22 protein-coding genes and 1 pseudogene are annotated in these 24,012 nt (G+C 65.0%); 6 read left to right on the top strand and 17 right to left on the bottom strand.

Annotated features, from left to right (window positions below; all coding sequences use genetic code 11):
- Positions 1–181: 181 nt before the first annotated feature.
- The 4 genes from ABB55_RS00705 to ABB55_RS00690 form a co-directional block, all read right to left on the bottom strand.
- Positions 182–595, bottom strand: coding sequence for a response regulator (locus ABB55_RS00705; RefSeq protein ID WP_054357090.1), 414 nt, complete (start codon positions 593–595; stop codon positions 182–184).
- Positions 585–4,754: a PAS domain S-box protein gene (locus ABB55_RS00700; protein ID WP_152981871.1), complete on the bottom strand. Its 4,170-nt coding sequence runs from the start codon at positions 4,752–4,754 to the stop codon at positions 585–587. Before ABB55_RS00700 ends, ABB55_RS00705 begins: the two co-directional genes overlap by 11 nt.
- Before the next feature lie 108 nt (positions 4,755–4,862).
- On the bottom strand, positions 4,863–6,095 hold the full coding sequence (locus ABB55_RS00695) for a GGDEF domain-containing response regulator (RefSeq protein WP_054357088.1): 1,233 nt from the start codon (positions 6,093–6,095) through the stop codon (positions 4,863–4,865).
- Positions 6,076–7,569, bottom strand: a complete 1,494-nt coding sequence (locus tag ABB55_RS00690) for a GGDEF domain-containing protein (RefSeq protein WP_083463235.1) — start codon at positions 7,567–7,569, stop codon at positions 6,076–6,078. Before ABB55_RS00690 ends, ABB55_RS00695 begins: the two co-directional genes overlap by 20 nt.
- A 293-nt stretch (positions 7,570–7,862) precedes the next feature.
- Here ABB55_RS00690 and ABB55_RS00685 point away from each other — a divergent pair, with 293 nt between their 5' ends.
- Positions 7,863–9,095, top strand: coding sequence for an EAL domain-containing response regulator (locus ABB55_RS00685; protein ID WP_054357086.1), 1,233 nt, complete (start codon positions 7,863–7,865; stop codon positions 9,093–9,095).
- Positions 9,096–9,154: 59 nt separating this feature from the next.
- Positions 9,155–9,451 carry an Hpt domain-containing protein gene (locus ABB55_RS00680; RefSeq protein ID WP_200911987.1) on the top strand — a complete coding sequence of 99 codons (297 nt, stop codon included), beginning with the start codon at positions 9,155–9,157 and terminating at the stop codon, positions 9,449–9,451.
- Between the two features lie 126 nt (positions 9,452–9,577).
- Here the strand turns inward: ABB55_RS00680 and ABB55_RS00675 are convergent, their stop codons facing one another.
- From ABB55_RS00675 to ABB55_RS00665, 3 genes are all read right to left on the bottom strand, one after another.
- Positions 9,578–10,429 carry an SGNH/GDSL hydrolase family protein gene (locus tag ABB55_RS00675; protein ID WP_054357084.1) on the bottom strand — a complete coding sequence of 284 codons (852 nt, stop codon included), beginning with the start codon at positions 10,427–10,429 and terminating at the stop codon, positions 9,578–9,580.
- A gap of 83 nt (positions 10,430–10,512) precedes the next feature.
- A complete protein-coding gene (locus ABB55_RS00670) occupies positions 10,513–11,307 on the bottom strand; it encodes an SGNH/GDSL hydrolase family protein (RefSeq protein ID WP_054357083.1) in 795 nt (264 codons plus the stop codon).
- Positions 11,304–12,422 (bottom strand): OpgC family protein, encoded by a 1,119-nt coding sequence (locus ABB55_RS00665; RefSeq protein WP_152981869.1) that lies wholly within the window; start codon positions 12,420–12,422, stop codon positions 11,304–11,306. The genes ABB55_RS00670 and ABB55_RS00665 overlap by 4 nt, the downstream gene beginning before the upstream one ends.
- 429 nt (positions 12,423–12,851) lie before the next feature.
- Here ABB55_RS00665 and ABB55_RS29470 point away from each other — a divergent pair, with 429 nt between their 5' ends.
- Positions 12,852–13,088: a hypothetical protein gene (locus ABB55_RS29470; protein WP_152981868.1), complete on the top strand. Its 237-nt coding sequence runs from the start codon at positions 12,852–12,854 to the stop codon at positions 13,086–13,088.
- 115 nt (positions 13,089–13,203) lie between these two features.
- Here the strand turns inward: ABB55_RS29470 and ABB55_RS00660 are convergent, their stop codons facing one another.
- The 3 genes from ABB55_RS00660 to ABB55_RS00650 are packed head-to-tail and all read right to left on the bottom strand — an operon-like array spanning position 13,204 to position 15,229.
- Positions 13,204–14,112, bottom strand: a complete 909-nt coding sequence (locus ABB55_RS00660) for an alpha/beta fold hydrolase (protein WP_054357081.1) — start codon at positions 14,110–14,112, stop codon at positions 13,204–13,206.
- Positions 14,109–14,570: a DUF1330 domain-containing protein gene (locus tag ABB55_RS00655; protein ID WP_054357080.1), complete on the bottom strand. Its 462-nt coding sequence runs from the start codon at positions 14,568–14,570 to the stop codon at positions 14,109–14,111. Before ABB55_RS00655 ends, ABB55_RS00660 begins: the two co-directional genes overlap by 4 nt.
- Positions 14,567–15,229, bottom strand: a complete 663-nt coding sequence (locus ABB55_RS00650; RefSeq protein ID WP_420848219.1) for a DUF2239 family protein — start codon at positions 15,227–15,229, stop codon at positions 14,567–14,569. Before ABB55_RS00650 ends, ABB55_RS00655 begins: the two co-directional genes overlap by 4 nt.
- A 472-nt stretch (positions 15,230–15,701) precedes the next feature.
- Between ABB55_RS00650 and ABB55_RS29465 the strand changes: the two genes are divergently transcribed.
- Positions 15,702–16,409, top strand: coding sequence for a hypothetical protein (locus ABB55_RS29465; RefSeq protein ID WP_152981867.1), 708 nt, complete (start codon positions 15,702–15,704; stop codon positions 16,407–16,409).
- 428 nt (positions 16,410–16,837) lie between these two features.
- Here the strand turns inward: ABB55_RS29465 and ABB55_RS00645 are convergent, their stop codons facing one another.
- The 4 genes and pseudogenes from ABB55_RS00645 to ABB55_RS30710 all read right to left on the bottom strand — a co-directional run bounded on the left by ABB55_RS00645 (position 16,838) and on the right by ABB55_RS30710 (position 18,909).
- On the bottom strand, positions 16,838–17,047 hold the full coding sequence (locus ABB55_RS00645) for a hypothetical protein (protein ID WP_054357078.1): 210 nt from the start codon (positions 17,045–17,047) through the stop codon (positions 16,838–16,840).
- Positions 17,047–18,258, bottom strand: a complete 1,212-nt coding sequence (locus tag ABB55_RS00640; protein ID WP_152981866.1) for a hypothetical protein — start codon at positions 18,256–18,258, stop codon at positions 17,047–17,049. Before ABB55_RS00640 ends, ABB55_RS00645 begins: the two co-directional genes overlap by 1 nt.
- Positions 18,259–18,327: 69 nt before the next feature.
- Positions 18,328–18,558, bottom strand: a pseudogene (locus tag ABB55_RS00635) (phage tail tape measure protein); the annotation flags it as partial.
- Positions 18,559–18,573: 15 nt separating this feature from the next.
- Positions 18,574–18,909 (bottom strand): hypothetical protein, encoded by a 336-nt coding sequence (locus tag ABB55_RS30710; RefSeq protein ID WP_152981865.1) that lies wholly within the window; start codon positions 18,907–18,909, stop codon positions 18,574–18,576.
- Positions 18,910–19,249: 340 nt separating this feature from the next.
- Here ABB55_RS30710 and ABB55_RS29455 point away from each other — a divergent pair, with 340 nt between their 5' ends.
- Both ABB55_RS29455 and ABB55_RS00625 read left to right on the top strand, forming a co-directional pair.
- Positions 19,250–20,023: a hypothetical protein gene (locus ABB55_RS29455; RefSeq protein ID WP_152981864.1), complete on the top strand. Its 774-nt coding sequence runs from the start codon at positions 19,250–19,252 to the stop codon at positions 20,021–20,023.
- A 364-nt stretch (positions 20,024–20,387) separates the two neighbouring features.
- Complete coding sequence (locus tag ABB55_RS00625; RefSeq protein WP_054357074.1) at positions 20,388–20,864, top strand: hypothetical protein; 477 nt, start codon at positions 20,388–20,390, stop codon at positions 20,862–20,864.
- 479 nt (positions 20,865–21,343) lie between these two features.
- Here the strand turns inward: ABB55_RS00625 and ABB55_RS29450 are convergent, their stop codons facing one another.
- From ABB55_RS29450 to ABB55_RS28605, 3 genes are all read right to left on the bottom strand, one after another.
- Positions 21,344–22,666, bottom strand: coding sequence for a hypothetical protein (locus tag ABB55_RS29450; protein WP_152981862.1), 1,323 nt, complete (start codon positions 22,664–22,666; stop codon positions 21,344–21,346).
- A gap of 115 nt (positions 22,667–22,781) precedes the next feature.
- Complete coding sequence (locus ABB55_RS28610; protein ID WP_083463230.1) at positions 22,782–22,970, bottom strand: helix-turn-helix transcriptional regulator; 189 nt, start codon at positions 22,968–22,970, stop codon at positions 22,782–22,784.
- A gap of 225 nt (positions 22,971–23,195) precedes the next feature.
- Positions 23,196–23,945, bottom strand: a complete 750-nt coding sequence (locus ABB55_RS28605) for a tyrosine-type recombinase/integrase (RefSeq protein ID WP_083463229.1) — start codon at positions 23,943–23,945, stop codon at positions 23,196–23,198.
- Positions 23,946–24,012: the final 67 nt, after the last annotated feature.

Genomic DNA, 24,012 nt, shown 5'->3' with positions numbered 1-24,012 from the left:
CAGCGCCATGCCGGAGCGCCCGACACGTTCGAGATCCCGACGCTTCGGGTGCGCGGGGTCTTTGAGCGCCAGAGACCGACCCGGTCAGAGCGAAACGATCCGACCGAGAAGGATCGGCCCAAGCCATGGAATCGGGGCCATTTCCTTATCGATTGAAGGATCCGTCCAATCGGGAAATGATCTAGGGGGCGTCGGCAGGCGGTCCGCCGGCCTTGGCCCGGGCCCAGATCCCGCGCACCTCGTCGGAGAGCCTCATCGGGTCGAAGGGCTTGGCGATGACGCCGTCGGCACCGAGGGTCAGATATTCGCCGACCTCGGCGCCGCGCACCCGCGCCGTCAGCAGGATCACCGGAATGCCGGCGAGATCCGGGTCGGCCTTGATCTTGCCCATTGCCGTCGGCCCGTCCATGCCCGGCATCATCACGTCGAGCATGATCAGATCCGGCCGCAGCCGGCGGGCCTCTTCGATCGCTTCGCGGCCGCTGCGGCAGGTATTCACGGTGAAACCGCCGACCATTTCGAGGCTGAGGGTGGCGACGCTGAGGATGTCTTCGTCGTCGTCGGCATAGAGGATGGTGACGAGTTCATCCGGCATGGCGGGTCTCCACGCGCTTCGGGCGACGGTCTCGCAGCAGATCGAGGATGGTCGCGACGATCTGCGGTTCTGAGATGCGGGACTTGACCAGCCGGGCGACCGCGGCCTCGGGCCGCTCGCCGGTCTCGTCCGCCGACAGCACCAGGACGCAGGTGCGCTCTCGGTCGATGTGGGGCGAAAGAAGCGCCAGACCGTCGCCGTCGGGCAGGTCGGGATCGATGACGATCATGTCGAAGCTTTCGCTGCGCAATGTCCTGAGGGCACTGGCAACACGGGTCGCACGGACAACGTGGGCCTGGCCGCGCAGCGCGGTGGCGATGATCTCGGTCAGATCGACGTCGTCTTCGACGTGGAGAATGCGCGGCAGGCCGTCGACCTGATGCTCCACCAGCGCCCGCAGCCGGTGGACCAGACGCATCGGCTCGGCGGCGTCGAACCGCCAGACCGCGGCGACCCGGCGCAGGTCCTCGATGGCATCGATCGGTTCGGCGGCGGCGGCGACGAGCGCCACCGGCGGCCCGTCGGTGGTGAAGAGACCGGCAAATGCTTCGCCGTCAGCTCCGGCGGCAAGTGCCTGGTCGATCAGGATCGCACGGACGCAGGCGCTCATGAGGCAGGACCGCATCTCCGCCGCGGTCGTGGCGAGCCGGCTGCCGAAGCCGGCTTCGCTCGCCACCGTCGCCAGATACTCGGCCATCGCGCTGTCGCAGGCGACGATCAGGACGTCCCCGCGGCTGGTTTGGGCCGGCTCGTCGGCCGCCGCTGCCGCACCGAGAGACGGCGTGCGGCGGATCGGAAACTCCACCCAGAAGGTCGAGCCCTCGCCGGGCACGGTGTCGAACCCGATCTGCCCCCCCATCAGGTCGACGAGCTGGCGGCTGATGTGCAATCCGAGGCCGGAGCCGCCCTTGCTTCGCGTCGTCGCGGAATCCGCCTGGGCGAAGCGGCCGAAAATGCGCGAGCGGAACTCCTCGGCGATGCCCGGCCCGCGATCGACGACCGAGATGCGTACCGTCTCGCCGACCGGCGTCGCCACAACATCGACGGTGCTCTCGCGTGGCGAGAATTTCGCGGCGTTGGAGACGAGATTGGTGATCACCTGGATGAAGCGGCCCTCATCGACATGGATCGGCACGGGGCCCGCCGGCAGCCGCATCGCCAGCGCCACGCCGAAGCGATCCGCGTAGGCCCGGGTGGTCTCGACGACCTGGCGGATCAGCGAAACAGCGTCAACTTCGACGAGATTGACCTGTATCATGCCGCCGTCGATCTTATCGAGATCGAGGATGTCGTTGACCAACGGGATCAGCCGCTCGCTGTTCTTGTGGGCGATGTCGATCAGTTGATGGGCCCGCGGCGGCAGGGTCTTCGTCATGGTTCCGAGCACCAGCCCGAGCGCACCGCGGATCGAGGTCAGCGGCGTGCGCAGTTCGTGGCTCACCATCGAGACGAACTCGCTCTTCATCTGCTCGATCTGCTTGCGCTCGGTGATGTCCTGGATCTGCAGGATGAAGTGTCGCGGCGACCCGTCCGAGCCTCGGGCGAGCGAGACGCTCTGTTGCGTCCATACCGGCCGGCCGCTGCGATGCTGCCAGCGCTTCTCCACCTGATAGGACGAGATCTCTCCGGCGAGCAGCCGACGGCGGTGAACGCGGTCGATCGGCCGGTCCTCGGGCAGCACCAGCTCGCTGGCGTCGTCGCGATCGAGCAGTTCCTCCTCGTCGTAGCCGAGGATGGCGCCGAGCGCGCGGTTGACCGAGATCCAGTGACCAGCGAGCGCTTCGAGCGCCATGCCGATCGATGCGCTCTCCATCGCGCCGCGGAACGTCGCCTCGCTCGCCTTCAGGGCCTCTTCCGCGGCCCGCGCCCGCGTGACGTCGCGAGCGACCTTGAGAATGCCGGTCGGCTGTCCGTCGACGCTGCGACGGATCAGGCGCAACGACACCGACATCCAGACCCAGCGTCCGGCGCCGTGGCGATAGCGGGCGGTGTAGTTGCCGCGGTCGAGACCGTTTGCCACCGCGCGCTGAACCCGCATCACCTCGGCGATGTCGTCGGGATGGACGAGCTTGGCCGAGGTCGCGCCGATCAGCGATTCCGGCGTCACGCCGAGCAGGTCGAAACTCGCGGGCGACACCCAGGTTCGGTTGAAGTCGAGGTCCAGGTGGCAGACGAGGTCGGTGAAATGGTCCGCCATGGTGCGATAGCGCGCTTCGGTGAAGGCCAGTTCGGCTTCGGCCCGCTTGCGGTCGGTGATGTCCGTGACGACGCACAGGACATGGGCGCCCTCGGTGGTGCTGATCGGGTGCAATCCGATCTCGACCGGAACCGGAGCCCCATCGCGACGGCAGCCGCTGATGTTGCGGCGCACCCCCATGCTGCGGGCGATCGGCAGACCGCCGAAGGCGGCTCGCCTGGCGATGTGCTCGCCGCGATGCGCCTCCGGCACCAGGTCCTCGATCCCGACCCCGAGCAGGGCGCCCGGCTCGTAGCCGAACATACGTTCGGCTTCGCGGTTGGCGAGGCCGATCCGACCGTCGCCGGCGACGATCAGCAGCCCATTGGGTGAGGCTTCGACGGCGAGACGGAACTTTTCCTCCGCGAGCTTGCGGGCGGTGATGTCGGCATGCACGCCGATGATCCGGGTCGCGCGGCCCGTGTCGTCGGTCTCGACGATCTGCCGACGCTCTGCGACCCAAATCCAGCGACCGTCGGCGTGGCGCAGACGGAATTCGCGTTCGCGGAAGTCGGCCGGATCCGCGGGGTCGACGGCGATCGCGCCGGCATCTTCCGGGTGAATATACCGCTTCCAGGCCGCCGGGTCGTTGCCCAGGGTTTCGGCGGTGACGCCCAGCATCGAAAGATAGACGTCCGAATATTGCATCTCGCCGGTGATCAGATCGTGTTCCCACACCCCTTGGCCCGTGCTGCCGAGGGCGAAGCCCCAGAGCCGTTCCGCCGAGATCAGGGCATTCTGCGATCGCTTCAGGTCGCTGAGATCCTGGACGATTTCGACGAAGCCCACGATGGCTCCGGTCGCATCTTTCGTCGTCTCGAGCGTCGTCTTGGCCCAGAATCGGGCACCGTCACCACGCATCCGCCAACCGGTGTGCCACGCGGTGCCGCGCTCGATCGCCCGTTCCAACAGTTTCTGCGGTATTTCGGCCTCGCAGTCGGCCGCGACGAAGAACGTCTCGAACGGACGCCCGATGGCGTCCTCCACGGCGAAGCTCGTGAGCCTGGCCATCTTGTCGTTCCAGCCGACGACGCGGCCGCGACCATCCAGGTCGGCGTAGCCCTGACCGGAAATGCCGTCGAGAATCTGGCGAATGCGGCCGGCGCTCTCCGACACCCTGCGCCGCTCCTCGCGCAGCTCGCCCAACAGCAGACACAGCGCGACCGGCAGGAAGCCGGTCAGCGCGGCGGCCGCGGCGACAATCCCGTCGGACGCACCGGGCTGCGATCCCACCACGACGAGGTTCGTCAGCTCGACCATGCAGAGTGCGGAGAGGAGCGCCAGGGGCACGGCAGGCAATCGGGTCGCGGCGACGAGGAGCGGCACCGAGGTGACGATGAAGGGGAACCGCAGCCACAGCCCCGAGACCCAACCGATGCCGATCGCCGCGGCGGCGGCCAGAGCGAAGAAGGGCAGGTCGGCGGCGGCGAAGCGGCGCTGATGGACCGCGTGCCCCATGAGCAGGACCAGCGGGGTGAGGGATGCCGCACCGAGCAGGGCTGCCGGCCAATCCGCCGTCCGGCCGAAGGCGAGCCCGGCGGCATCGGGAATTTCGGACATCGCTGCGACAATTCCGGCCCCGAACAGCGGCTGTGCGACCGCGACGACGATCATCGTCTCGACGAGATCGCGCGTCGATCTGAGGCGACGCCCGTCAATCCCGCGCAGATGGACGAGCCACAGCGCAGCGGCGTCGAGGATGACGTGCAAGCCCGCCTCGAACAGCGCGGCCAGGTCGCCGCCGAACCCGACCCCCACGATCGCGTCGGCCAGGAAGGCGCCGACGAGACCGGGCCGGACCAAGGTCGGCCGGCGCAACAGCAACGCCACCACCAGGGCATCGGTGATCCTCAGTTCGAGGAGCCGTCCTGCGGTGTGGTCGAAGAGGCAGGCCGCGGCCACCACCACGAAGGCGACAGCCACAGCGGCAGCCGGCGACAACGGGTAGGCCCACCAGGCAACCTGGTGCGACTCGGAGCTGCTTTCGGTCTCGTGGCGCATCGAAGACGCCCTTCCTTCGTTCGGCGGTGCTCAGTCGGGAAGGAACTCGACGCCGACGTCGTTGTTGAAATGCCAGCACTTGCGGACGCGGCGGACGGCGCCGCCGTCGGAGATCTTCAGTCGGAAGAGTTCGGGTAGCGCCGTGGGGCCGTGCAGGCGCAGGCTGGCGCCGCCGCTCGACAGATTGCGCACCGTGCAGTCGATCGTCGACTGCAGCCCGTTGAGGAAGATCCGACCCTGTTTCAGCGTCCGCAGCCGGGGCTCGCGCCGACGCTCGAGCCCCGCCTTGACCTCGGTGGCGCTGGGCGTCCGCACCCAGTCGGTGGCAGAGGTCGCGTTCTGAAGATGCTCGTCGGTCGCCTGATCGACGCGGCGCTCGAGCAGCGCGATGAGATCCGCCAGCGCGTCACCGTCATCGGGATGCAGGACCCGGGCGGAGACCGCCTCCAGATGCACGTGGGCGGCACTGATGTCGAGGTCGACGGTGAGCCTGGGCGTGACGCGCTGCGCCAAAACGTCAAGCGCTTCGGGCGTCGGGTCGGTGTCGACGACGTAGAGGCAGGTTCCGCGGTCGTAGACGCCGCACAGGTCGCTCGCGCGCAGGTGTTCGCGCAGCTTCTGGCCGAAGGCGCGCAACACCCGATCGGCGGCGACCACGCCGAACCGCTCCTGGACCTCGCCGACGCGGGTCAGGCGGAACGCGACGATGCCGTAGTGCCGGCGGGTGCGGCGTGCCGTCTCGGCGATGGTCGCCAGCCGTTCCTCAAGCCCGGCACGCAGGTGAATGCCGGTCAACTCGTCGAATTTGGCGTGTTCGCGCAGGCGCGTGACCTCCTTCTCCCGCACCTCGTCGCGGACCCGGAGGGCGATCGCCCGGCGCACCGCGCCAACGATTTCCTCGAGCTTGAGGTTTCGTTTGCAGACGAAGTCGGCGATGCCGGAGCGGAAGGCACGCACCGCCGTGCGCTGCGTCTCGTCGGCCGATACCATGATGATCGGCGCCAGGGAGGGATAGCGCAGCTTCAACCGCTCAAGGATGAAGAGGCCGTTCTCCGAAGCGAGATTGTAGTCCATCAGCAGGCAGTCCGGCATCCGCCGGTCGAGCACCTGCTGCAACCCGTTCGCATCCGGCGCCTCCAGGACCACCAGGTTGCGCTGTGCCAACAGAGCGGCGAGATAGCCGCGAAAGAGTTCATCGTCGTCGACGATGCAGACCTGGCGCCCGTCGAGGACGATGTCTTCGTTAGACTTGATGTCTCTCATGTCCGTCTGCATCCGAAACCTCCTTCGGACCGGTTCGCCGGATACGGCCGCTCGGCGGCCGAGCCGCATGACCATCCGTCCTGCGGTGACCGTCCTTCCATTCGGTTGGCGAAGACCGCGTGTGCTGCGGGACCGGACCCGCGGACGCGGGGGCGACGACCAGTCGGTCGCGCCCCTCGGCCTTGGCGCGATAGAGGGCGGCGTCGGCCGCCGCGACCAGAGAGGCCGTTTCGCTCGCACGGGTCGAACCCGCGATGCCGGCGCTGAAGGTGACGCGGAACGCACCGTCGCGCGCCACCATGTCGAGCCGTGAGAAATGCTGGCGGAAGCTGTCGAGCACCGGAACCGCCTGGTCGGGGGTGGTGTCGAGCATCAACACCCCGAACTCTTCGCCCCCGTAGCGGCCGACAACGTCGGTCCGTCGGAGCCACGCCGTCAGCGCCGACGAGAGGCGCCGCAAGACATGGTCGCCGGCCTGGTGGCCCCAGGTGTCGTTGACCGTCTTGAAATTGTCGATGTCGACCATCGCCAGGGTGCAGTTCGATCCGGTCCGCCGGCCCCGTTCCAGCTCCTGACCGACCCTCTCGAGGAAGCGGGAATGGTCGATGAGACCGGTAAGGCCGTCGCGTTCGATCAGGCTGCGCAGGACCCGGGCCCGTTCGACGCGGAGCTCGACCAGCCGGACCAGCAGGTTCCGATCGGTGCGCTTGGAAATGAAGTCGTCGCCGCCGAAGCGGCGGGCGGCCATCTGCGTCTCGGCATCGTCCTCGCCCGACAGGAAGACGATCGGCACCGAGAGATGGCGCCGGCTCTGGCGGATCATCCGTGCCAGTTCGATGCCGCCGATCTGCGGCATGGACAGGTCCATCAGGACGAGATCGAAGGCGATGCGATCGAGGGCTTCGAAGACCGTGGTCGGATCGGTGACGATCTCCGTTTCGATGCCACAAACCCACAACAGCGCTGCGACCATTTCGGCCGCCAACCGGTCGTCATCGACGACCAGCACCCGCGCCGGCTCCGGTGCCTCGCGATCGCGAAAATATTCCAACCACTCCGCCAATTCGCGCAGATCGAGCGGGGTGGCGACGACGGCATCGACCCCGGCTTCGGCGCACCGCCGGCGCTGGTCGAAACCGGTCGGGCCGGCGACGAAGACCTTGGCGGCACCGGCCGGCGCGGCGCGGCAGAGATCGATGGCGTCGTCCAAGCCACCGTCGATCAACAGGACGTCGCGCACCTCCTCGGCCGTCGCAGCGGCCCCGCAGAAGCCGGGGTCGATACGCTCGGCGTCCCTGTCGGCGAACTCGGAGTCCGGCACGTAGTTCAATTGGCGCAAGGCGTTACGGACGGTCGTCTGGAACGTCTCACCCCCATACACGGACAGCCGCAATCCATTCGCGCCGAAATAATTCCGTGTTTCGAACCCGGTCGACGGCTTGACCCGTTCGTCGAGTGGACTCGAAATCGGCATGATGTATCCCAAGGTTGATCGCCGACCGATCAGCCGGATGGCGTCGCAAATCTTCAGATATGAATCGTTTGAATTTTCTTAATGTTCACTACAGAACCGGGAACGGACTTGGGCTATCTCTATTAATAATTACATGGAAAATTGCTGGTATTGGATTCTGCGGGTGATTGCGCGGCATATCGCGTTCCCATAAGAGCGAATACGATATGTATAAGAGAATAAATACTGAACTTCTAGGCAATATATTCAATATAATGCAACTATAAAGGGCCAAACGAGAGGTGAAGCCCGAGATGAATCGGCCGGTGATCCTGAAAGAAGTCACGTATATCGTCGAGGATCACAGCCTCGTTCGGTCGCTGATGGCGGCGTGGTTCGCGTCCAGAGGGCATCGAGTCCGCGGATGTGACGCGATTGATCTCGGCGAACTCGACAACGCCGGAAGTGGTGATCTGGTCGTTGTCGACCTCTATCTCGGCGAGCGGGACGGCGTCGAGGTGCTGCGCTACCTCGCCGATCGCGGATATGCCGGACGCGTTCTGCTGGTGAGCGGCGGCCCCGATCCGGTCATCGAGGCCGCCCGTGACGTCGGCGCCGAATTCGGCCTCAACGTCATCGGCACGCTGCGCAAGCCGGTGAATTTCGACAGCCTGGGCGAGATCGTCGACAGGGCGCCGCGAGCCGCCGCGATCGTCTCGCTGGCGCCGGCACCCGACGACGTCTCCCTCGCCGAGGCGTTGGCGAACGGAGCGGTCGACTTCCACTACCAACCGATCCTCAACGCCCGCACATTTGAGGTTCATGGGATCGAATTGCTGGCACGCCTGGGCCGGTCCGGCAGCGGCGCGATGTCGGTCGTCGCGGCACTCTGCGGCGCCTCCGAACGCGACCTCCATGCTCTCGCCTATCTGGCCGCGGCGCGGGCCGAAGCGCTCGCTCGGGCGCTGACCGACCGCGGTCTTTTGCTCGCCGTGTCGATCAACGTTCCCTCGAACCTTGTGCAGCGGCACCATTTTTCGGATTTCCTCAAGGTGCTGAGACGGGTGACCGACGCCGGGCCGCCGGTCACCCTCGAGATCTCGGAACTCGACCCGTTCACCGACGTCGTCGATGCGCGCGGCACCGCCACCAGCGCGGTGCTTCACGGCATCCGCCTGTCGCTCGACGATTTCGGCACGCTCAACAGCAACATCGATCGCCTGATGCAAATTCCCTTCGCCGAGTTGAAGGTCGACCGCCGCTTCGTCGACGGCTGTTCACAGGGTGGCTTCCGCGACCTGGTGTGTCGCAGCGCCATTGAGATCGGCCGCGCCCGCGGCGCCACCATCGTGGCCGAGGGGATCGAGCGGGCCGAGGACTTCGCCCATCTGCGCCGGCTTGGCGTCGACTACCTGCAGGGCTACTTCATCGCGCAACCCCTGGCTTTCGAGGCGCTGTTCGACTGGCTCTCGGCGCATCGGCCGGAGAACTACTCTCGGTTCGCAACCAGCGACGCGGGCACTTTCGCAGAGGACGAACGGTCATGAACGATCTGCCGAACGCTCTCGGGGGCACTATGGCCGGCGGCTCGGCTTTCGAGGATCGGATGCGCCAGCTGCGCGGACGATTCGTCGAGCGCTCGCGTACCGATGCCGAGGAGGTCCGCGCGATCCGCTGTCACCTGAAGGCCGGCGAGCCGGTCTCTCCCGAGGTGCTGACCCATCTCTTCAAGACGGTTCACGCGCTCGCCGGCGCCGCCGGCCTGTTCGGATTTGAGACCGTCAGCGAAGCGGCGTTGCAAGTCGAGCGCATCCTGCGTGCCGGCGAGACGTCTGCCGCGGAGATCGCGCCGAGCCTGGCCGAACTCGGGGCACGGCTCGACGAGGTCGTAGAAGCCCGATGATGCGGCGGCACGGAGGCCGCACCTCTCGCTTCGATCCGCTTCGGCGAATCCGAACCGCCCCATGGTCCGGGCTTCGCCTACCGGAACGGCGGCGCGGTCTCGGAGGACGGATCAGTGGAGGACGGATCAGCGGCCGGCGGTCGCGCCTTGTGCGGCAGCGTTCAGCGTCAATGCCAGAAGCTTGGCGAGGCAGCCATAGGACCAATCGTTCATGTGCAGGCCGTCGGCCGTGATGAACACGTCGAAGCCGTAGCGCTGTCGTTCGGACCAGCTTTTCATGATGCCGAACCGATCGAACACGTCGATGCGCGTCTCCCGGCCGGCAACGGCAAGAAGATCGAGCATGTCGGGATAGTTCGCGCGCTTCAGAACCTCCGGCGAGTATTGCAGGTTCATCAGCAGGACGTCGGCGCCGAGCGCGTTCAGCCGCTGCACCCCGGCGCGCACATCCAGAAACACCGACCACATGTCCTGTCCGCGCAGGAGCGTGTTGGTTCCGACCTGCCAGATGACCAGATCGGGCCGCTCGGCGATCACGTCCCGGTCGAAGCGCAGCATTTCGTCGCGCGAGACGTTGCCGTTGATGCCCCGGTTCACGACGGAAATCTCCTGTCCGGGGCGGAGGGCGCGCAATTCCGCTTCGAGGCGCGCCGGATAGCTGGCCGCCGGAGACGTGGCGCCATGCCCGAATGTGGATGAGGAGCCGAGGGCGACGATCTTGACCGGCTGGTTCTCGGTCAGCTTGCGCATGAAGTGCGGCAGGGGGCGGGTGGTGCGCAGCAACTCGGTCGGCGCCGTGCAGGCCGGGCCGCGCCCGGCTTCGACCGCCGCCGCCGGGGGCACGACACCGGGAACAGCGACCCCGAGCATGACCAGGACCGCCGCGGCAAGGCCGCCGGCACGCCAAGGACCGATACCCGCGCTTCGTCCTGAACAGCCGGCCGTGGCCCGGTCGGCGGCGAAGGAGGCATCCGCCATGTCGATTCCGATCCTCGTCGATCGCCGATCCGCGCACGGACGGGCAGGTCCTGGGGCATCCGCGCGGGCGGACGGGCGCCGCATCATTGTACGCCGCCCGGCGCCTTGTCGAGAGTGCCCGGCTGCCGCCGCGCGAACAGGCCGGTCGCCAGCGATCGCGCCAGCAGCTCGGCCACGCAGGTATTGCCGAGGCTGGCGATATCGGTCGACAGCGTCTCCTCGTCGGGCTGGCGGCGCAGCCGCTCGAGCGTCTCGCCGACCTCGTAGCGACGGATCCGGAGCACGCCTTCGCTGCGGGCGATATCGGCGACCGCCTTGCGCATGGCCTGGTATTGCGGGTCGCTGCTGAGGCTCGGCGTATAGTGCAAGCCGATCAGAACGACATCGATCTGATGGGCCTTGAGCCACCGGATCGTGGTTCGGACGGTCTCTTTCGTCTCGTCCGGATCGATCCCCGCCAGGGCGTCGGCGGTGCCGACCTGCCAGAAGACCACATCCGGCGAGGACCGCGCCGCTTCGAGCCGGATCCGGTCGGCGCTGTCGCGGGACAGTTCGCCGGAGACGCCGCGCTGAACCAGAACGACATCGAGCCCCTTGAAGGTCGACTCCAGGAAGCGCTCGACCAGCCGGTAATAGTCGCCGCCCTTGCGCGCACCGCTGACCACCGCGCTTCCCATGGTCAAGACCACGATCCGTTTCCGGTCGTTCAGCGCCCGCGTCAGGTTCGGCAGGGCCGTCGCCGGACTGCCGTCGCCGGATGTCTGCGCGCATTCGGCCGGCAGTGGTGCGAGCGCCGGTTCCGCCGCGCGCGCTGCGCCGATGGCGGCAAGGCAGGCAGCCAACAACCCGAAAAGCACGCTCTGTCGGATCAGGCTCATCGTTGACGTTCCCACCAGTCGGCGGCCGCTGCCACGCAGAAGAGGACCGCCAGACCCCATACGACGATCAGTGTATCGGAGATCAGGCTGCCGCGAAGGGCCCATCGCAGGATCTGGGCGGCGAGGCTGAGCAGCGAGCCGACGCAGAAGACCAGCAGCGAATGACGCCCGAGCAGCGCCAATGCGTCCGCGAGGGCCGGCAGGCTCCGGGAGACCGGCCCCCAAAGCGCGGAGGCGACCGCCGCCAGAAGCAGGAACTGGCCGATGCGGACCGGCGTCAGGAAGCTCTTGTCGTTGACGAACAGGAGGTGGGGTTCCGGCGCGGCGGTCGGGTCCATCTCCCAGCCGTGCCACCGCGCCCAGGCGGCCACCACGACCACCGGGAGTGCGAGCCAGCGGATGGTGGTGAGATGCGTCCGGATCCAGGCGCCCGGGCCCCGGTTGAGACCGCACAGAAAGCCCAGCGAAAGGGCGAATTGCCAGCAAAGCGGATTGAAGAACCATTCGCCCTCCGTCGGCCATGCGTCGAAGGTGAACTGCCCCACCAGGCAGACCAGCCAGAGGCCGCCCGAGACCGGCAGCAGCAGCGCCGGCCACCGGCGGTGCAGGAGGATCAGGAACGGCGCCATGATCAACAGAGTGATGTAGAGCGGCAGAATATCGAAATAACCCAATTGGTAGGTCAGGAAGACCAGGCCGATATGGGCCTCCACCGGCGCCGTGAACACCGCCGATGCGTTGAACCAGTCGAGCAAAAGCGGATTGTCGAAGACCTTCGAAGCGCCGGCCAGCATGGCGATCGCCGCCATGACAATGACCATATGGGCGGCATAGAGCTTCCCGGCACGGAGAAAGAGCCGCAGGGTCAACTGGTGCGCCGGACGCGGTTTCTCAGCTGATCCGGCCACATAGGTCAGCGACCAGCCGGCCAGGAACACGAAAAGTTCGGCCGCGTCCGACTGGGAAACCGCCTTGTGGGTGAACTGCTCCCAGAAATTGCCCGGTATGTGGTTGATGAAAATCTCGATCAGCGCGAAGCCGCGCCAGAAGTCCACGGCATTCGCCGAGCGTTGCATGGGCGCCTTCCCGCTCCCTGTCCTGCCTGTCCAGTCCAACCATGCTCCGGCGCCAGCGCCCGCTTCGGGCCGGCCATCCGCCGGCAGGCACCCCGATCGACATCGACGGACACCGTCGGCAGGCGGCGCGACGATCAACCGTCGGGGCGGCCCGTCCGAAAGGTTCGCGGTCGACGTGGAAGGTCACCGGCCGAAGGACCGGCGGTTCGTCCGATCGCATGGCCGAACCACGTCCTGCACAGTGCCGGGCCGCCGCACGGCTTGTCCAGCCCGCTCCGGAGCAATCCAGGTCTCCGTCCGAAAGGGCCGGCTTCGGCCGGAGGCGCGCGTCCGGGGCATGACACGACGCGGCGACACTCAATGTCTCCAACTCATGAACCGCATCCAGATCCTGACGGCGACAGAGTCACGAGGGCGAGGACGTTGACACCGTGTTTCTCGAAGCGCGTGGCGACGGCCCGGAAGTGCGTGAGCGCGCTGAAGACCATTCGCAGCGTCTTCATGGCGGCAATTCGATTTTGGTATTTCGAATCTTATTGTTCGGAAACGGCCCTGACGCAAAACAACCGCTGGCAACAGCAACAAATCAATGGTTCGCCGCGTTGTACGATTGCATGCGGAGATCGACGGGATTTTCGGGCTATTCCAGGCAAATTGCTCGTCCGAAAGGCGATATTTGCCCAAGTGGCGGGCAGTGCCCGATGAAGATGAGAACTATGAATTTGCTATAAGCCTCTGATACTCATGGAGATACTATCCGTTGTGCGGGATTCGGCGGCCATAGCGGGTAGTGGGCGGTTCCGGCGGGCCGCGGGTGGCATCACGCGCTTGGATGGCGCGATCCCTTATGCGCCACCGCGCAGATTGCGTTGATCACCGCCTCGTCGGATTCGGGCGGCAGGTCGTGTCCCATGCCTTCGATCGGCCTGTAGATAGCGCCGGCAATTGAAAGCGCCGTATCTTGGCCGCAGGCCGGTGGTATCAGCGGGTCGTCCGTTCCATGAATGACGAGCGCAGGCGCAGTAATCGTCGCCAGACGGGCCCGTCGGTCTCCCGCTACAGCCATCGCCGCGATCTGCCGCGCGGTCCCGGCCGGATCGTAGGAATATCCCGCTTCTTCCAGCAGAAGGGCGCGATGGGCGTCTTCGTCAAACGGATAGGCCATGCCGGCGATCCTGCGCGCGAAGGCGAGGCGCACTGTCAAAAAGCCATCGGGATCGACATCCGGATCCGGAGTCGGACGCATCATCATCGCCATAACGTCGGGAGCGGCCTGTGGAAGGGCCGGATTTCCCGTACTCGACATGATCGAGGTGAGCGAAAGGACCCGGTCGGCGTATTCGCTCGCCAGAATCTGCGCGATCATTCCGCCCATCGACCGTCCGACGACGTGAACCCGTGCGATGCCGATCGCATCGAGCAAACCGATTGCGTCGGCCGCCATGTCGTGAGGCGTATAGGGTACGTCAGGCCGGCGTCCGGCCATCAATGCGGAAGCCAACGCTCCGAAATCCGGCGCGGCGGACATGCGGAAATGCATGGAGCGGCCGGCATCCCGGTTGTCGAAGCGGATGACGCGATACCCCCTGGCGGCGAGCTCCGTGCAAAAGGGACTGCTCCAACGGATCATCTGCGTGCCGAGCCCGGAAATCAGCAGGATCGCCTCAGCATCAGCATTGCCGAAACTATCCCACGCGAGTTCGATGCCATTCGCCTTTGCGATATTCATGACCGCGTCCGTTCCGTGCCAGTGGGATAGGGCATTTCCGAAAGAGGCATTTGGCGGGAGTCCACCACTGCCGCCACGCGATGGCCGAGCCCCGCGAGATACTCCGCGTGGCCGGCGAAGGAGAGAAAGGAAGCGGCACTGGCCTGGCGGATCAGCATCGACATGTCCCACCGTTCGTCGGCGGGGCCGATCAGAATGGGGCCACCCTCGCCGTGGAACAGGACATCGCCCCCGCTTTCCCGCAAAATCGGCAGTGTGTGCCGGACGTAGCGATCGAAGGCTTCGGCACCGCTGATCGGCATGGCCGGCGCCACCTCGGGATGGCCCGAATGGTCGGCAACATTCCTGAACTTCAGCAGATTGAGCATGACGACGGGACCGGAAAAGTCGCGCTGCACGAACAGCCGGCCGGCGTCCTGCGTCGGCTCGATAGATGAAGCGGGTTCCGACCTGCTCATTGACCGTCTCGCCCCGTTGTAGAGGCTTGAGTGAAAGGACCGAAGGCAAGCCGCACGGCATAGGTCCGGATGTCCTGCGGCCAAGGTCCGATCCGCTCTTCGAACGCGTGCCGGTCGTCCGCGAAAAGGGCGCGGGTCACCTCCTCGTAGCCGGGCAGGGTGCCGGCGATCGCCTGCATCAAGCGATACGCGGCCTCCTGCGCCGCTCGTCTGCGCTGGCGTGGATGAACTGCCTTGCGAGCATCGTCGACAAGGCGCCTCAGCGTTGCGGACGCGCCACCCGGTTGGGTCGCCAGCCATTCCCACTGCCTTGGCAGCAAGGTCATTTCGCGGGTGACAACACCGAATTTGCGGCGACCGCGCGTGGTCTGTCCGCCGCCCGCCGCTCCAGCTGTCGCGCCAGCGTCAGGGCGATCGCGACCCACCGAAGGTCTCGGAGGCTCCGCCAGCCGCTGGAGAATCTCCGCATCACAGCCGCGCAGATCAGGATCGATGACAGCACCTGTCGCATCGTCGAACGCCAGAGCCGCCTCTGTCACCTTCGCAGAGCGCGCAACCGCAATGGCAACATCCGCCCGCGACCCGGAAATCAGCAATCGTCGGCCAGCAAATGCAGTGCAGGGCTGGGTGCAGGGGGCGGACATGTCGCGCTCGTCCAAATGGGATGCCCCTTATTACCCGGATAAAAATCGCCGTCAATTACACCCGGATAAAAATATGCTCCCCGCGGTCACGATCCCGTTCACTGCGCGCAGCTCAGCCCTTTCGCGCAAGCGAGAAGAATACCGGGAAATCGGCGGCATTCGGCGCTAGGCCGTTCGCAAAATTGATCATTTTGGCCAAAATGGCGGACGGGGTGTCTGTCGAACAAATGACCTAACTAATTGAAATCATTCGGTCTCATTTCTCAAGATCGCGCCCGGTCCCATTTCGCGTCCCACTTTCGGGCGCCCCTCGATCCTCCGATTTCCTCGCATGGCAGCGCTGATGCGTCATTCTGTCATGCGTAGTCACCCGCATGGCAATCTCAACCATAAGGCTGCGAGACTTCGCCCCCGATCGGCAGATTGTCAGCACACTTGCATGGTGCTGTTCATGCCGGGCAGATGAACCGGATACCCGGAGCTTAAGATGGGCGAAGCGAAGAAAAAAATGGCGGCACTCGGCCCCAGACCATGCGTCTACTGCGGTGCCACCGAAAATTTAACGGATGAACACTGCCCGCCCAAAGTATGGTTTGCGGGAAGAAAGCCTCGGATGATCATAGTCAGGGCGTGCCGCCCCTGCAATTCTGCTTTCAGTACTGATGATGCCGAATTCGTGCCCTATCTGAGCATTCTGGCGGGTGCGGGGGAGCCGTACCGATATGACTATTGGCGGCAAAAATCTGTGCCGATACTTCGCTCAAATCGTAAGTTGCTCGCGCGCCTTGGTGATATGAAGCGCCGGGATATTGTGGACGAAAAAGGTCAGATAAGAAATGTGGGTGTCGTGGACTTTCCAGACGCGTTATTCTTGCGCGTAATGTCGCGCTTGGTTCGTGCTCTGTATTTCTTCAATTACCGAAGCATATTGCCGGCTGAAACCCAAATCGCCTATCAGTTTGTTCCCGATATTAGAGCCTTATTCGCCACTAGAGGGCTCGCTCCAGGTCGGCAGATGGGTGAGACCTTCTCTTACTTTCATCAAAGGGATCCAGAGGACGCTACGTCCTCTTGGTGGGCCTTCGTATTTCTAAAAGCACACTTCTGGCAGGTCGGAACCGGCCGCGAAGCCGAAAAGCTTCTCCAATCGGAAACGCCGCATCGGATAATCGGCTTTGTGGACCCGTCTTCCTGACCTGATCGGAATGATTTTGCGCCCGAAGCCCCGAACGGGCGCCTGATACTCGCAGCCAGGCTGGAATGCCATTCCATCCGCCCCGGAGGCCGATCGGCCTCGGGCTCCCCTTCGAGCGTGGCGAAGACGCCATCCCCGCAGTCCCGAGACCATGCGCGCCAGGGCCGCAGGTAGATCCACCGGCCGGCATTCAGCGCTCGGGCAGGTCACCATGCCGGGCCGGCCGGTCGCGAGCACCCCGACATGGTCCCGATGCGCCAGCCTGAGGCCCGAGAGCGCATTCTCTGACGGGCTTCCGGCCTGTCCCGGTGTGGTCGAGCCCGCACGGCCGTCTAGGGGCTACTGGGGGGCAAGAGATGGGCCGCCCCTGGAGAGTGAACCGAGCGCTCGGCCGGGCTTGTCACTCGGCCTGGAGCCGATGCCGCCGATCAGCTCGTTTCGTCGGGCTCCCCTTCCGGAGCGTCGAGCATGTCCGCGCCCAGGAGCGCCCGAAGCCGCGCCAACCGGTCCCGAAGCGCGAGCACGTTTTCGGTCTCGCGACCCTCTCGGACGTGCCCCATATCGTGTTCGCAGACCAGCGCCGTCAAATATTCAATCTCGACGCAGGTTTTTGCGATTTCGGCTTCAATATCGAGCATCAGCGCGGTCCCATCCTGGAGCCAGTGTCAGACTGAGCGCCCTGCACGCGGCCGCTCACCGTAGAGCCCATCTGGCCCGAGATCGAAGGCGTCAGAACCTCCGCCTTGAAGCGAATGGGCGGCATGGAGTTCACGAGGCCCTGCGCTGCAGCGTGAGCCTGCGCGGCTGCGGCCGTCAGACTTACGTCGTCGAGCAAAACCGGAACCGTGATGGCCCCGTTGTTGTCCTGGGACTTCTCGACGCCCTCGCGCTGGCTGCGGGTCGAAAATCCTTGCGTGGGTCGAATGCCGGCCTTGTTCGGAGCGCCGCCCCTGAGGCCTCGGTTCCAGGGGATCAGCTCGGTCGGAAGACCCGTTGGACCTTCGGGGAGCGGGGGCAGCAAACTCACGGCTTCCTGCGCTGCGCGGCGTCGCCATTCATTCGCGCGCTCGTTTCGCGGCCCGGCCATCCCCTCGGCGATCCTGATGCGTTCACGAAGCGCCCGCACTCGCTCGCCCCGGTTTGGCACCCGATCATCTGCCTCTAGGGCTGCAAGCTGCGCCCGGAGCCGCACGACCTCCGGGCTGTCGGGCGCTTCCGCCCGCGCGGTTCGCTCGTTGTCGAGCGCATTTTGGAGGCGCCGCCGGGTCCGATCGTCATCGGTCTCGCCGCTGAGGTATTGCGCGGTCTTCCTTCCGGCTCCCGCGAGATCGCCCGAATTGATCTTCTCGATAATCCCCGCGATCTTCTCCAGCTCGGTCGCGAGATTTTGGAGACCAACCGGAACCCCGACCTTGTCGGCACTCATGGCGAGCGTATTGGTCATCGTGTTCCATGAATTCGACAGCCGATCGATTGCGGATTTGCTGTCATTCACGATCCGAGAAAGATCATTCGCGACCGTTCCGGCCGAACTACCAATCTCGCGCAACAGTTTCTCGCGCATCCCGCGAGCATTTCGATAAGCAATGTATCCGAGTTGCGCTTGTTGATCCTGGAAGAGATCACTAACCTGCGCGCCCTTCTGGGCAGCCTTATCAATCGCGTCCATCATTGCCAAGAATTCATTGCCGCCTTGCTTGCGCGTATCGGCCATGATCTTCTTGATATCAACGCCAAACTTCTTGAATTTCTTTGCGGTCTCGTCAAGCGAGATCTTCTGAAGCATATTTATTGAAAAAGTTGCGGCTTCTCCAGAACTACCCGCACCGGTTCGGATCATCTGAAGCATGGCCAAAAGTTCATTCAAGCCCTTCTGCCCACGAAAACCTTTCTCACCCGCAAGAGCCGCAATCGAAGGCTAGTATTCGGCCATGTCCTTCAGCTCGAATTCGCCCGCTTTACCGGCTTTCGCCATGGCGTCGAACGCCTGTTGCATGTCCTCGGCGCGAATTTTCATTTGCGCCCCGACCGCATCGGCAGTCTTCGCGATATCGGTTACGTCAGAGCCCGAAGCCTGCGCGGTCCGGACGACGCTCGGAAGAAATGCCAAAGCTTCCGGCAAGGAACGACCGGCCGCCACAAGGCTATCAAGACCTTCAGTAACTTACCCGATCGGGACGGCAGTTTCTTGTGCGAGCGTCGCGATTTGATGCCGAACCCGCGTCATCTCGGCATCGCTGGCTTCGGCCGTGATCAAAATTCGTTTCAACTGTCGATCGTAATCGGCTGCACTTCCGTAGGTTCGCGCGGCCCCGGCCGCTCCGATCGTTGCTCCGGCCGCGAGCATGCCCGCCCCAGAACCCACTTGCCGGCCGTTCAGCCTCCTAGCCGCTCCAGCGGCGGCGGCATCGAGCCCCCGGAGCGACCGCGAAATGGTTGCAGCCGGCCCAGAAACGCCATCCAAAAGTAGCATCTTGAGCGTTGATTGCAGGGTCGACATAGCGCTTACCTATTGATCTATCGAAGATTTGCGGCGGAGCGCCCGCACGCTCCGCCGCTTCGGCCAGCCCGCCCCGGAGATCGATTGCCGGGCCGACCGAGCCCGTTCTAGCTCACCCCCATGGCCCCCGCCCGCCCGGATGCGGGCGGGGCTCGGGGGCGGCGCTAGGAGGAGGCGGCGGCATCGTGATGCCGCCATCGGTCGGCCAGCACGGCACATCCAAGGTTTCGCCACTGGCGCCGAGGAGCATTGGCAGCTTCAGCCCCGCAACGATTTGCTCGGGGACGAAGAGCCCGGCCGGCCCTGGAAAGGATCGCTCTTGCGGCCCCGCAATGTGCCGATGCTTTCCAATCGCGATGAGCAACGTTTCGGCTTCGCGACAACGATTTTCGGAGTTCTGAACCTTCGCCAGAAGGTCAACGAGCTTCCCGACCAACTCGGGATACAGGCGCTTAAGCTCGCTCGCGACCTGTTCGGCTTCGCGATCGGCCGCGTCCGCTTCGTCGAGCGCTGCCTTTTCGCGCTCGGCCACCTGTGCGCGGTCGGCAGCGTCGGCCAGCTCTTCCGCAGCAATCCTGTGCCGACGGCACGCCTTCAAAGCCGCATCAAGTTGCCGCTCCGCTCGCTCTACCTCCGCCTCGTCACCGGACACGATCACGGCCCGGAGCGCCGCTTCGGCCCGCCGGGCATCAGCATCAGCCGCCGCCCCGGCAACTTCAGCCGCCTGCGCCCGTTCGCGCAAACGCTCACTCTCGGCCTTCGGCGCGGGCTCCGGCCCGGTCGCAAGTCGCTTCAAGATATTTTTCACGCGGGACCTCATCTAGACAACAAGTCTGACATCAAGCGCGGAAATATCAGCTCCGATCAGCGCATTAATTTCGTCACCCGCAAGTGTACCGCGTTCGAGAAGCGCTGTCGCGAGCCTTTCGATGATCCTGAAGACCCTTCGATGCGTCACGAATTCAATTGTCGCGAGTTCGATTTCACGATAACGCGCCAGAAAGGGCGCGTTATACTTCGGGTGGCGAAGCTCAACTATGATTGTCCGGATCGCGCTGCATCCGTCACATTGACCAGCCGTGCATTCCGTTACGGCACTAATGAACCACCCTAGTTCAGCATCATTCGGCCGATAGATCAGGCGCCGGCCCCATCGCTCGGCGATGTGCCCGGCAATATCGAGTGCAACCGATTGCGCCGGGGAGAGCCACTGGCTCGGTTCGGCCTCCATGTGCGGGTGCCCGACCAACGTCACGGTGGCCACTTGAAGACCCAGTGCGCCGGCCAGGATGACATGACCGGCCTCGTGAAGCGCGCTCGACCGATCGCCCCGCCAACGATCGGCGGGGACCTCCGCGACCGCCGACAGGGCGACGGCTGGGCCTCGATCGCACGCGCCGCCGACGACCACGACGGGCGGTGCCGATTGGCCGATGACGGCCGGGCAGCACGGCCGAACCTGGATCGCCGGATTATCTATGAGCGCCCCCTCCCGATCCGCAGCGATCCGCTTCGAGCTGCGCCCGATCCGCGAAGCGCCCGAGCATCTGGTCAATCTCGGCCTCGATCTTCGCGCGATCATCGAGGTTGCGCGTCAGTCGAGCGGGCAGCATCGAAAGCTCGTCTCGGATCAACCCCATCAGACCATCGACGACTTCCATCGCGTCATCCATCGGGATCAGCTCGCGATTACGTTCGGCAATCCGGAGTTCTACCTCACGGGCGCGCGCTTCTTTCAGGCGCGCTTCGGCCTTTCGGTTTTCGTTTGGCTCGCCCGTCCTTCGAGCTTCAGAGATCAAATTGCGGATACTCTGACGCAAATCATATTGTCCGCGGTCGGTCCGGACCGCTACGTCACGCGCCGCGTAAAACCGGATCATTCGAGGATCAACGCCGACAAGATCGGCGAGTTCTCCAGCCGAGACGTGTTCAGGGAGGCGGTATTTCGTCATTAGACTTCCTTTCGGAAATGGAAACGTGGATTTCGAGGGGGGGAATACGCTGGAAACCGGCACTGCGCCTGCAGCCCGGGAGGGGGCGGGGGGGTCGAAAGGACCCGAGCTGTCGTTGAGGAATGGGGGCATGGGGCATCCCTGCCGGCCGGCCGGAGCGGTTGCGAGCGGACGGCACGGCGCCAAGCGCCGCGCGTGACGGCCCTGCGGGCGGCTCTGACGGTGGAACGGGATGGCGGCACGGCCTCGGCGGGCCGTGCGAGGCGGGTGCGCCGCGACCCGATCGCGGGACACGGTTCGGCCAAACCGACCGGGCATCGCCGCATGCCGATGGCTTGTGCTCGTATCCAAGACGAAGAGGCGGCGCCTCACGCGCCGCCCCGGTCCCACGTTCCGAAACCTGAGACTGATTTTGTCGCTGATAATGTAATTATAGACAGTCGGCGACAGAAACAGTCTCACGGTTCGGAACGTGGGACCCGTCACCACAGACCCCGCGCCCGCCGGACAACGGCTTTCGGTTTCGATGCCGGACCCGTAACCTCGACGAACACGGCGCCTCCCGCGATCAAGCGCGAGATCGCTCGTGAGATCACGGCCGGCGGCATTCCGCGTGCTGCCGGCAGATCGGCCAGCCGACTGGCCGCGCGACCTGTCGTAAGCGCCAATCCGCAAACCTCGGCATTTTCGATCAACCGCAGCACCGCCGCGTCTTCGGCCGCCTCGTGCCCGTCCGAACACCGCGACCGAAACCATGTTGCGCGGCTGACGCCAGCCGCGACCCACGGGCGCATCGCTTCAAGCGATGCGGGCCGCGACGCGCCCTCACGTTTGGCGCGGACCCGCTCGCGGTCCATCCGACGCTTGCGTTCCGTCTGAAACCGGCTCCGCTCTTCGCGGGTTTCATCTGACGCTGCGAGCGTCCTGAGAACAAGTTCCTGCCGCTCGCCCCGTTCGAGCCCGACCCGCTCGCCAGCATCAGAAGCCGAGATCAGCCCAAAATCCGGCCCCCTGTCCGCATACCGCCGCAAAGCCCGCGCGGTCGCTCTGCGAGCGACGGCCTCCGAGACAAGATCGTCGAGCAGTTCCAAGATATGAACGTGCCGCAGATCCTGCCGATGTTTGAAGATCAGCGCATTCGCGGCAACATCCGCGAGCCCGGCAGGATCTGGAGGCAACACACCGTCTTGTCGCCAATGTTCAACGAGCCTGATCAAGTCACCACGACGCGCTGCCGCGATCCGTTCGCCTTTCGCCCAACGCGTTCCGATGTCCGTAATCTTGCTTGTGATCGGAAGATCGATCGGGTATGTTTTGTTGCTCGACTGCACATCGATGGAAGACTTGAGCCCCGGCGCGGTCGCACGCGTCGGGGTTCCGCTTTTTTGATCCGGGGGCCGGGCGGGAGCCGGAACGAGTTTCCGAAAGGGGATGTTCATGCAGCACCGCCCCCCCTGCCCAGGCCGGCCGGTGCCGCCGGCCCCGATCGGCTCGCCGGCAAGCACGCCCTCAAATCCTCGCCGCGCATCGATTGCAATCTGGCGCAGCTCGTCAATCAAAGCTCCCCGAAGGGGCTCCGGGACATCGAGTGTCCAAAGATCAATTTTCTCGCCGACCTTGCGCCACGAAGTCTTTCCGAGAACACAGAGCGCGGCTTCGCGCCGAACCCACGGCGCGAGACTATGGCATCGCCCGACCCGGAAGCGCTCGACGGCGCCGGGGAGCAGCTTAACAACAGCGCCAGCCCCGACCGGCCCGTGAGGGCCGGTCGGGGGAGCTTCGGGGAGGCGGAGAATGTCGCCCATCAGCCCCCCCGCTCGTCAAGGATGCGGCGGGCGGCGCTCCGGGCAAGCCAGCCCGAGCAGGGGGCGGCCCGGGCCGCGAGCCGTTCAGCATGGAGCCGTGCAAGGGCGGAGGCGCTCATCGGCCGGCCTCCGGCCCCACTCCTGCGATAAGCGCCTCAACGTCACGGCTGCGGAACCGAACGGCCCGGCCGATCCGCACCGGCTGGAGCCGACCCGTGCGGATGATGTTTTTGTACAGATTGGTTTTGCTGATACCGAGCGTTGCGAGAACTTCCGCAACGGAAAGCAAGCGTGCTTCGGGCATAGTAGTGCGGCCTCCGGACGAGTTTGCGAAAAATTGCAAAGTTCATCTGTTCGGCCGCACGCGGATCAGGCGGCTTCGGGATACTAGGAAACCGTCCGCGCGCGTTCAAGAGCAATCGCGCCCTAGAAGGTCGGGGCAAGGCTTCGCGAATAGCTGAAAAGTCAGCGCGCATTTTCGGGGATAACTTTGCGAGAGAGCCCGGCCGGGTCTTTGTCCTGGAGCCGGTTAGCCGGCCCGCTTGAGGGGCGTTACAACGCCCGGCGCCTTTGGTTCACAGTGTTGTGCCCATTCGTCCATGAGCTTTCGACGCTTTTCCAAAGCATCCGATCGCCGATAGGCAAGCTCTGTTGCAGAGCCGACCAGATGTGCGAGAGCTTGCTCGATAACCTCTCGGGGATATTGGGTCCGGTCACCGGCCCAATCGCGAAATGTGCTTCGAAAGCCATGCACGGTGACGTGCTCAAATCCCTGCCGCCTCAACGCCATCGCGAGAGCCATCTGACTGAGGGGGCGATTTTTCTTGGCGCCAGGGAACACAAAGCCATCGTCGGCGCTCTTGAGCGCGAGCATTGCGGTCAAAATCTGAACCGCGCGTTTCCCCAACGGAATACGGTGAGGGACACCGGCTTTCATCCTGCCGGCCGGGATGCTCCAGACCTTCGCGGCAAGGTCGATTTCGCTCCACCTCGCCCCGATTGTCTCGCCCGTTCGGCACGCCACCAGGATCGTGAATTCAAGCGCAAGAGCCGAGACGCCACCGGTCGCACGGAGGCCGGCAACAACAACCGGCACCTGATCGACCGGCAGGGCGGCATGATGCCCGCGTGAGCCTTTCGCTCGCTTCGGGAGCAACAGCTCAAGGTGCCCGCGCCAACGGGCCGGATTTTCGGCGGAGCGGAGCCCCCTGACCTTCGCCACGTCTAGGACACGCTCGATGCGCTGGCGGAGGCGGGAAGCGGCTGCGCAGGATCGGATTCTTGCGCTTCGGACGCGTGATCTTGGCCATGGTCATCCGCCTCGCCGTTGAGAATTTGGGATCAGG

The sequence above is a fragment of the Prosthecodimorpha hirschii genome (genome assembly GCF_001305515.1).
Lineage (GTDB): Bacteria > Pseudomonadota > Alphaproteobacteria > Rhizobiales > Ancalomicrobiaceae > Prosthecodimorpha > Prosthecodimorpha hirschii.
Note: the sequence above shows the minus strand (reverse complement) of the source record. Positions and strands in the feature narration are given on the sequence as shown.

Excerpts from the sequence above, each read along its gene's own strand:
- ABB55_RS29465 (WP_152981867.1), top strand. The coding sequence starts at position 15,702 with ATGGGCGAAGCGAAGAAAAAAATGGCGGCACTCGGCCCCAGACCATGC.
- ABB55_RS00685 (WP_054357086.1), top strand. The coding sequence starts at position 7,863 with ATGAATCGGCCGGTGATCCTGAAAGAAGTCACGTATATCGTCGAGGAT.
- ABB55_RS00670 (WP_054357083.1), bottom strand. The coding sequence starts at position 11,307 with ATGAGCCTGATCCGACAGAGCGTGCTTTTCGGGTTGTTGGCTGCCTGC.
- ABB55_RS30710 (WP_152981865.1), bottom strand. The coding sequence starts at position 18,909 with ATGTCGACCCTGCAATCAACGCTCAAGATGCTACTTTTGGATGGCGTT.
- ABB55_RS29450 (WP_152981862.1), bottom strand. The coding sequence starts at position 22,666 with ATGGGCGACATTCTCCGCCTCCCCGAAGCTCCCCCGACCGGCCCTCAC.
- ABB55_RS00695 (WP_054357088.1), bottom strand. The coding sequence starts at position 6,095 with ATGAGAGACATCAAGTCTAACGAAGACATCGTCCTCGACGGGCGCCAG.
- ABB55_RS00640 (WP_152981866.1), bottom strand. The coding sequence starts at position 18,258 with ATGCTTCAGATGATCCGAACCGGTGCGGGTAGTTCTGGAGAAGCCGCA.
- ABB55_RS00680 (WP_200911987.1), top strand. The coding sequence starts at position 9,155 with ATGCGCCAGCTGCGCGGACGATTCGTCGAGCGCTCGCGTACCGATGCC.
- ABB55_RS00625 (WP_054357074.1), top strand. The coding sequence starts at position 20,388 with ATGAGCGCCCCCTCCCGATCCGCAGCGATCCGCTTCGAGCTGCGCCCG.
- ABB55_RS00705 (WP_054357090.1), bottom strand. The coding sequence starts at position 595 with ATGCCGGATGAACTCGTCACCATCCTCTATGCCGACGACGACGAAGAC.
- ABB55_RS00645 (WP_054357078.1), bottom strand. The coding sequence starts at position 17,047 with ATGCTCGATATTGAAGCCGAAATCGCAAAAACCTGCGTCGAGATTGAA.
- ABB55_RS00690 (WP_083463235.1), bottom strand. The coding sequence starts at position 7,569 with ATGCCGATTTCGAGTCCACTCGACGAACGGGTCAAGCCGTCGACCGGG.
- ABB55_RS28610 (WP_083463230.1), bottom strand. The coding sequence starts at position 22,970 with ATGCCCGAAGCACGCTTGCTTTCCGTTGCGGAAGTTCTCGCAACGCTC.
- ABB55_RS29455 (WP_152981864.1), top strand. The coding sequence starts at position 19,250 with ATGCTTTCCAATCGCGATGAGCAACGTTTCGGCTTCGCGACAACGATT.
- ABB55_RS00655 (WP_054357080.1), bottom strand. The coding sequence starts at position 14,570 with ATGAGCAGGTCGGAACCCGCTTCATCTATCGAGCCGACGCAGGACGCC.
- ABB55_RS00675 (WP_054357084.1), bottom strand. The coding sequence starts at position 10,429 with ATGGCGGATGCCTCCTTCGCCGCCGACCGGGCCACGGCCGGCTGTTCA.
- ABB55_RS00660 (WP_054357081.1), bottom strand. The coding sequence starts at position 14,112 with ATGAATATCGCAAAGGCGAATGGCATCGAACTCGCGTGGGATAGTTTC.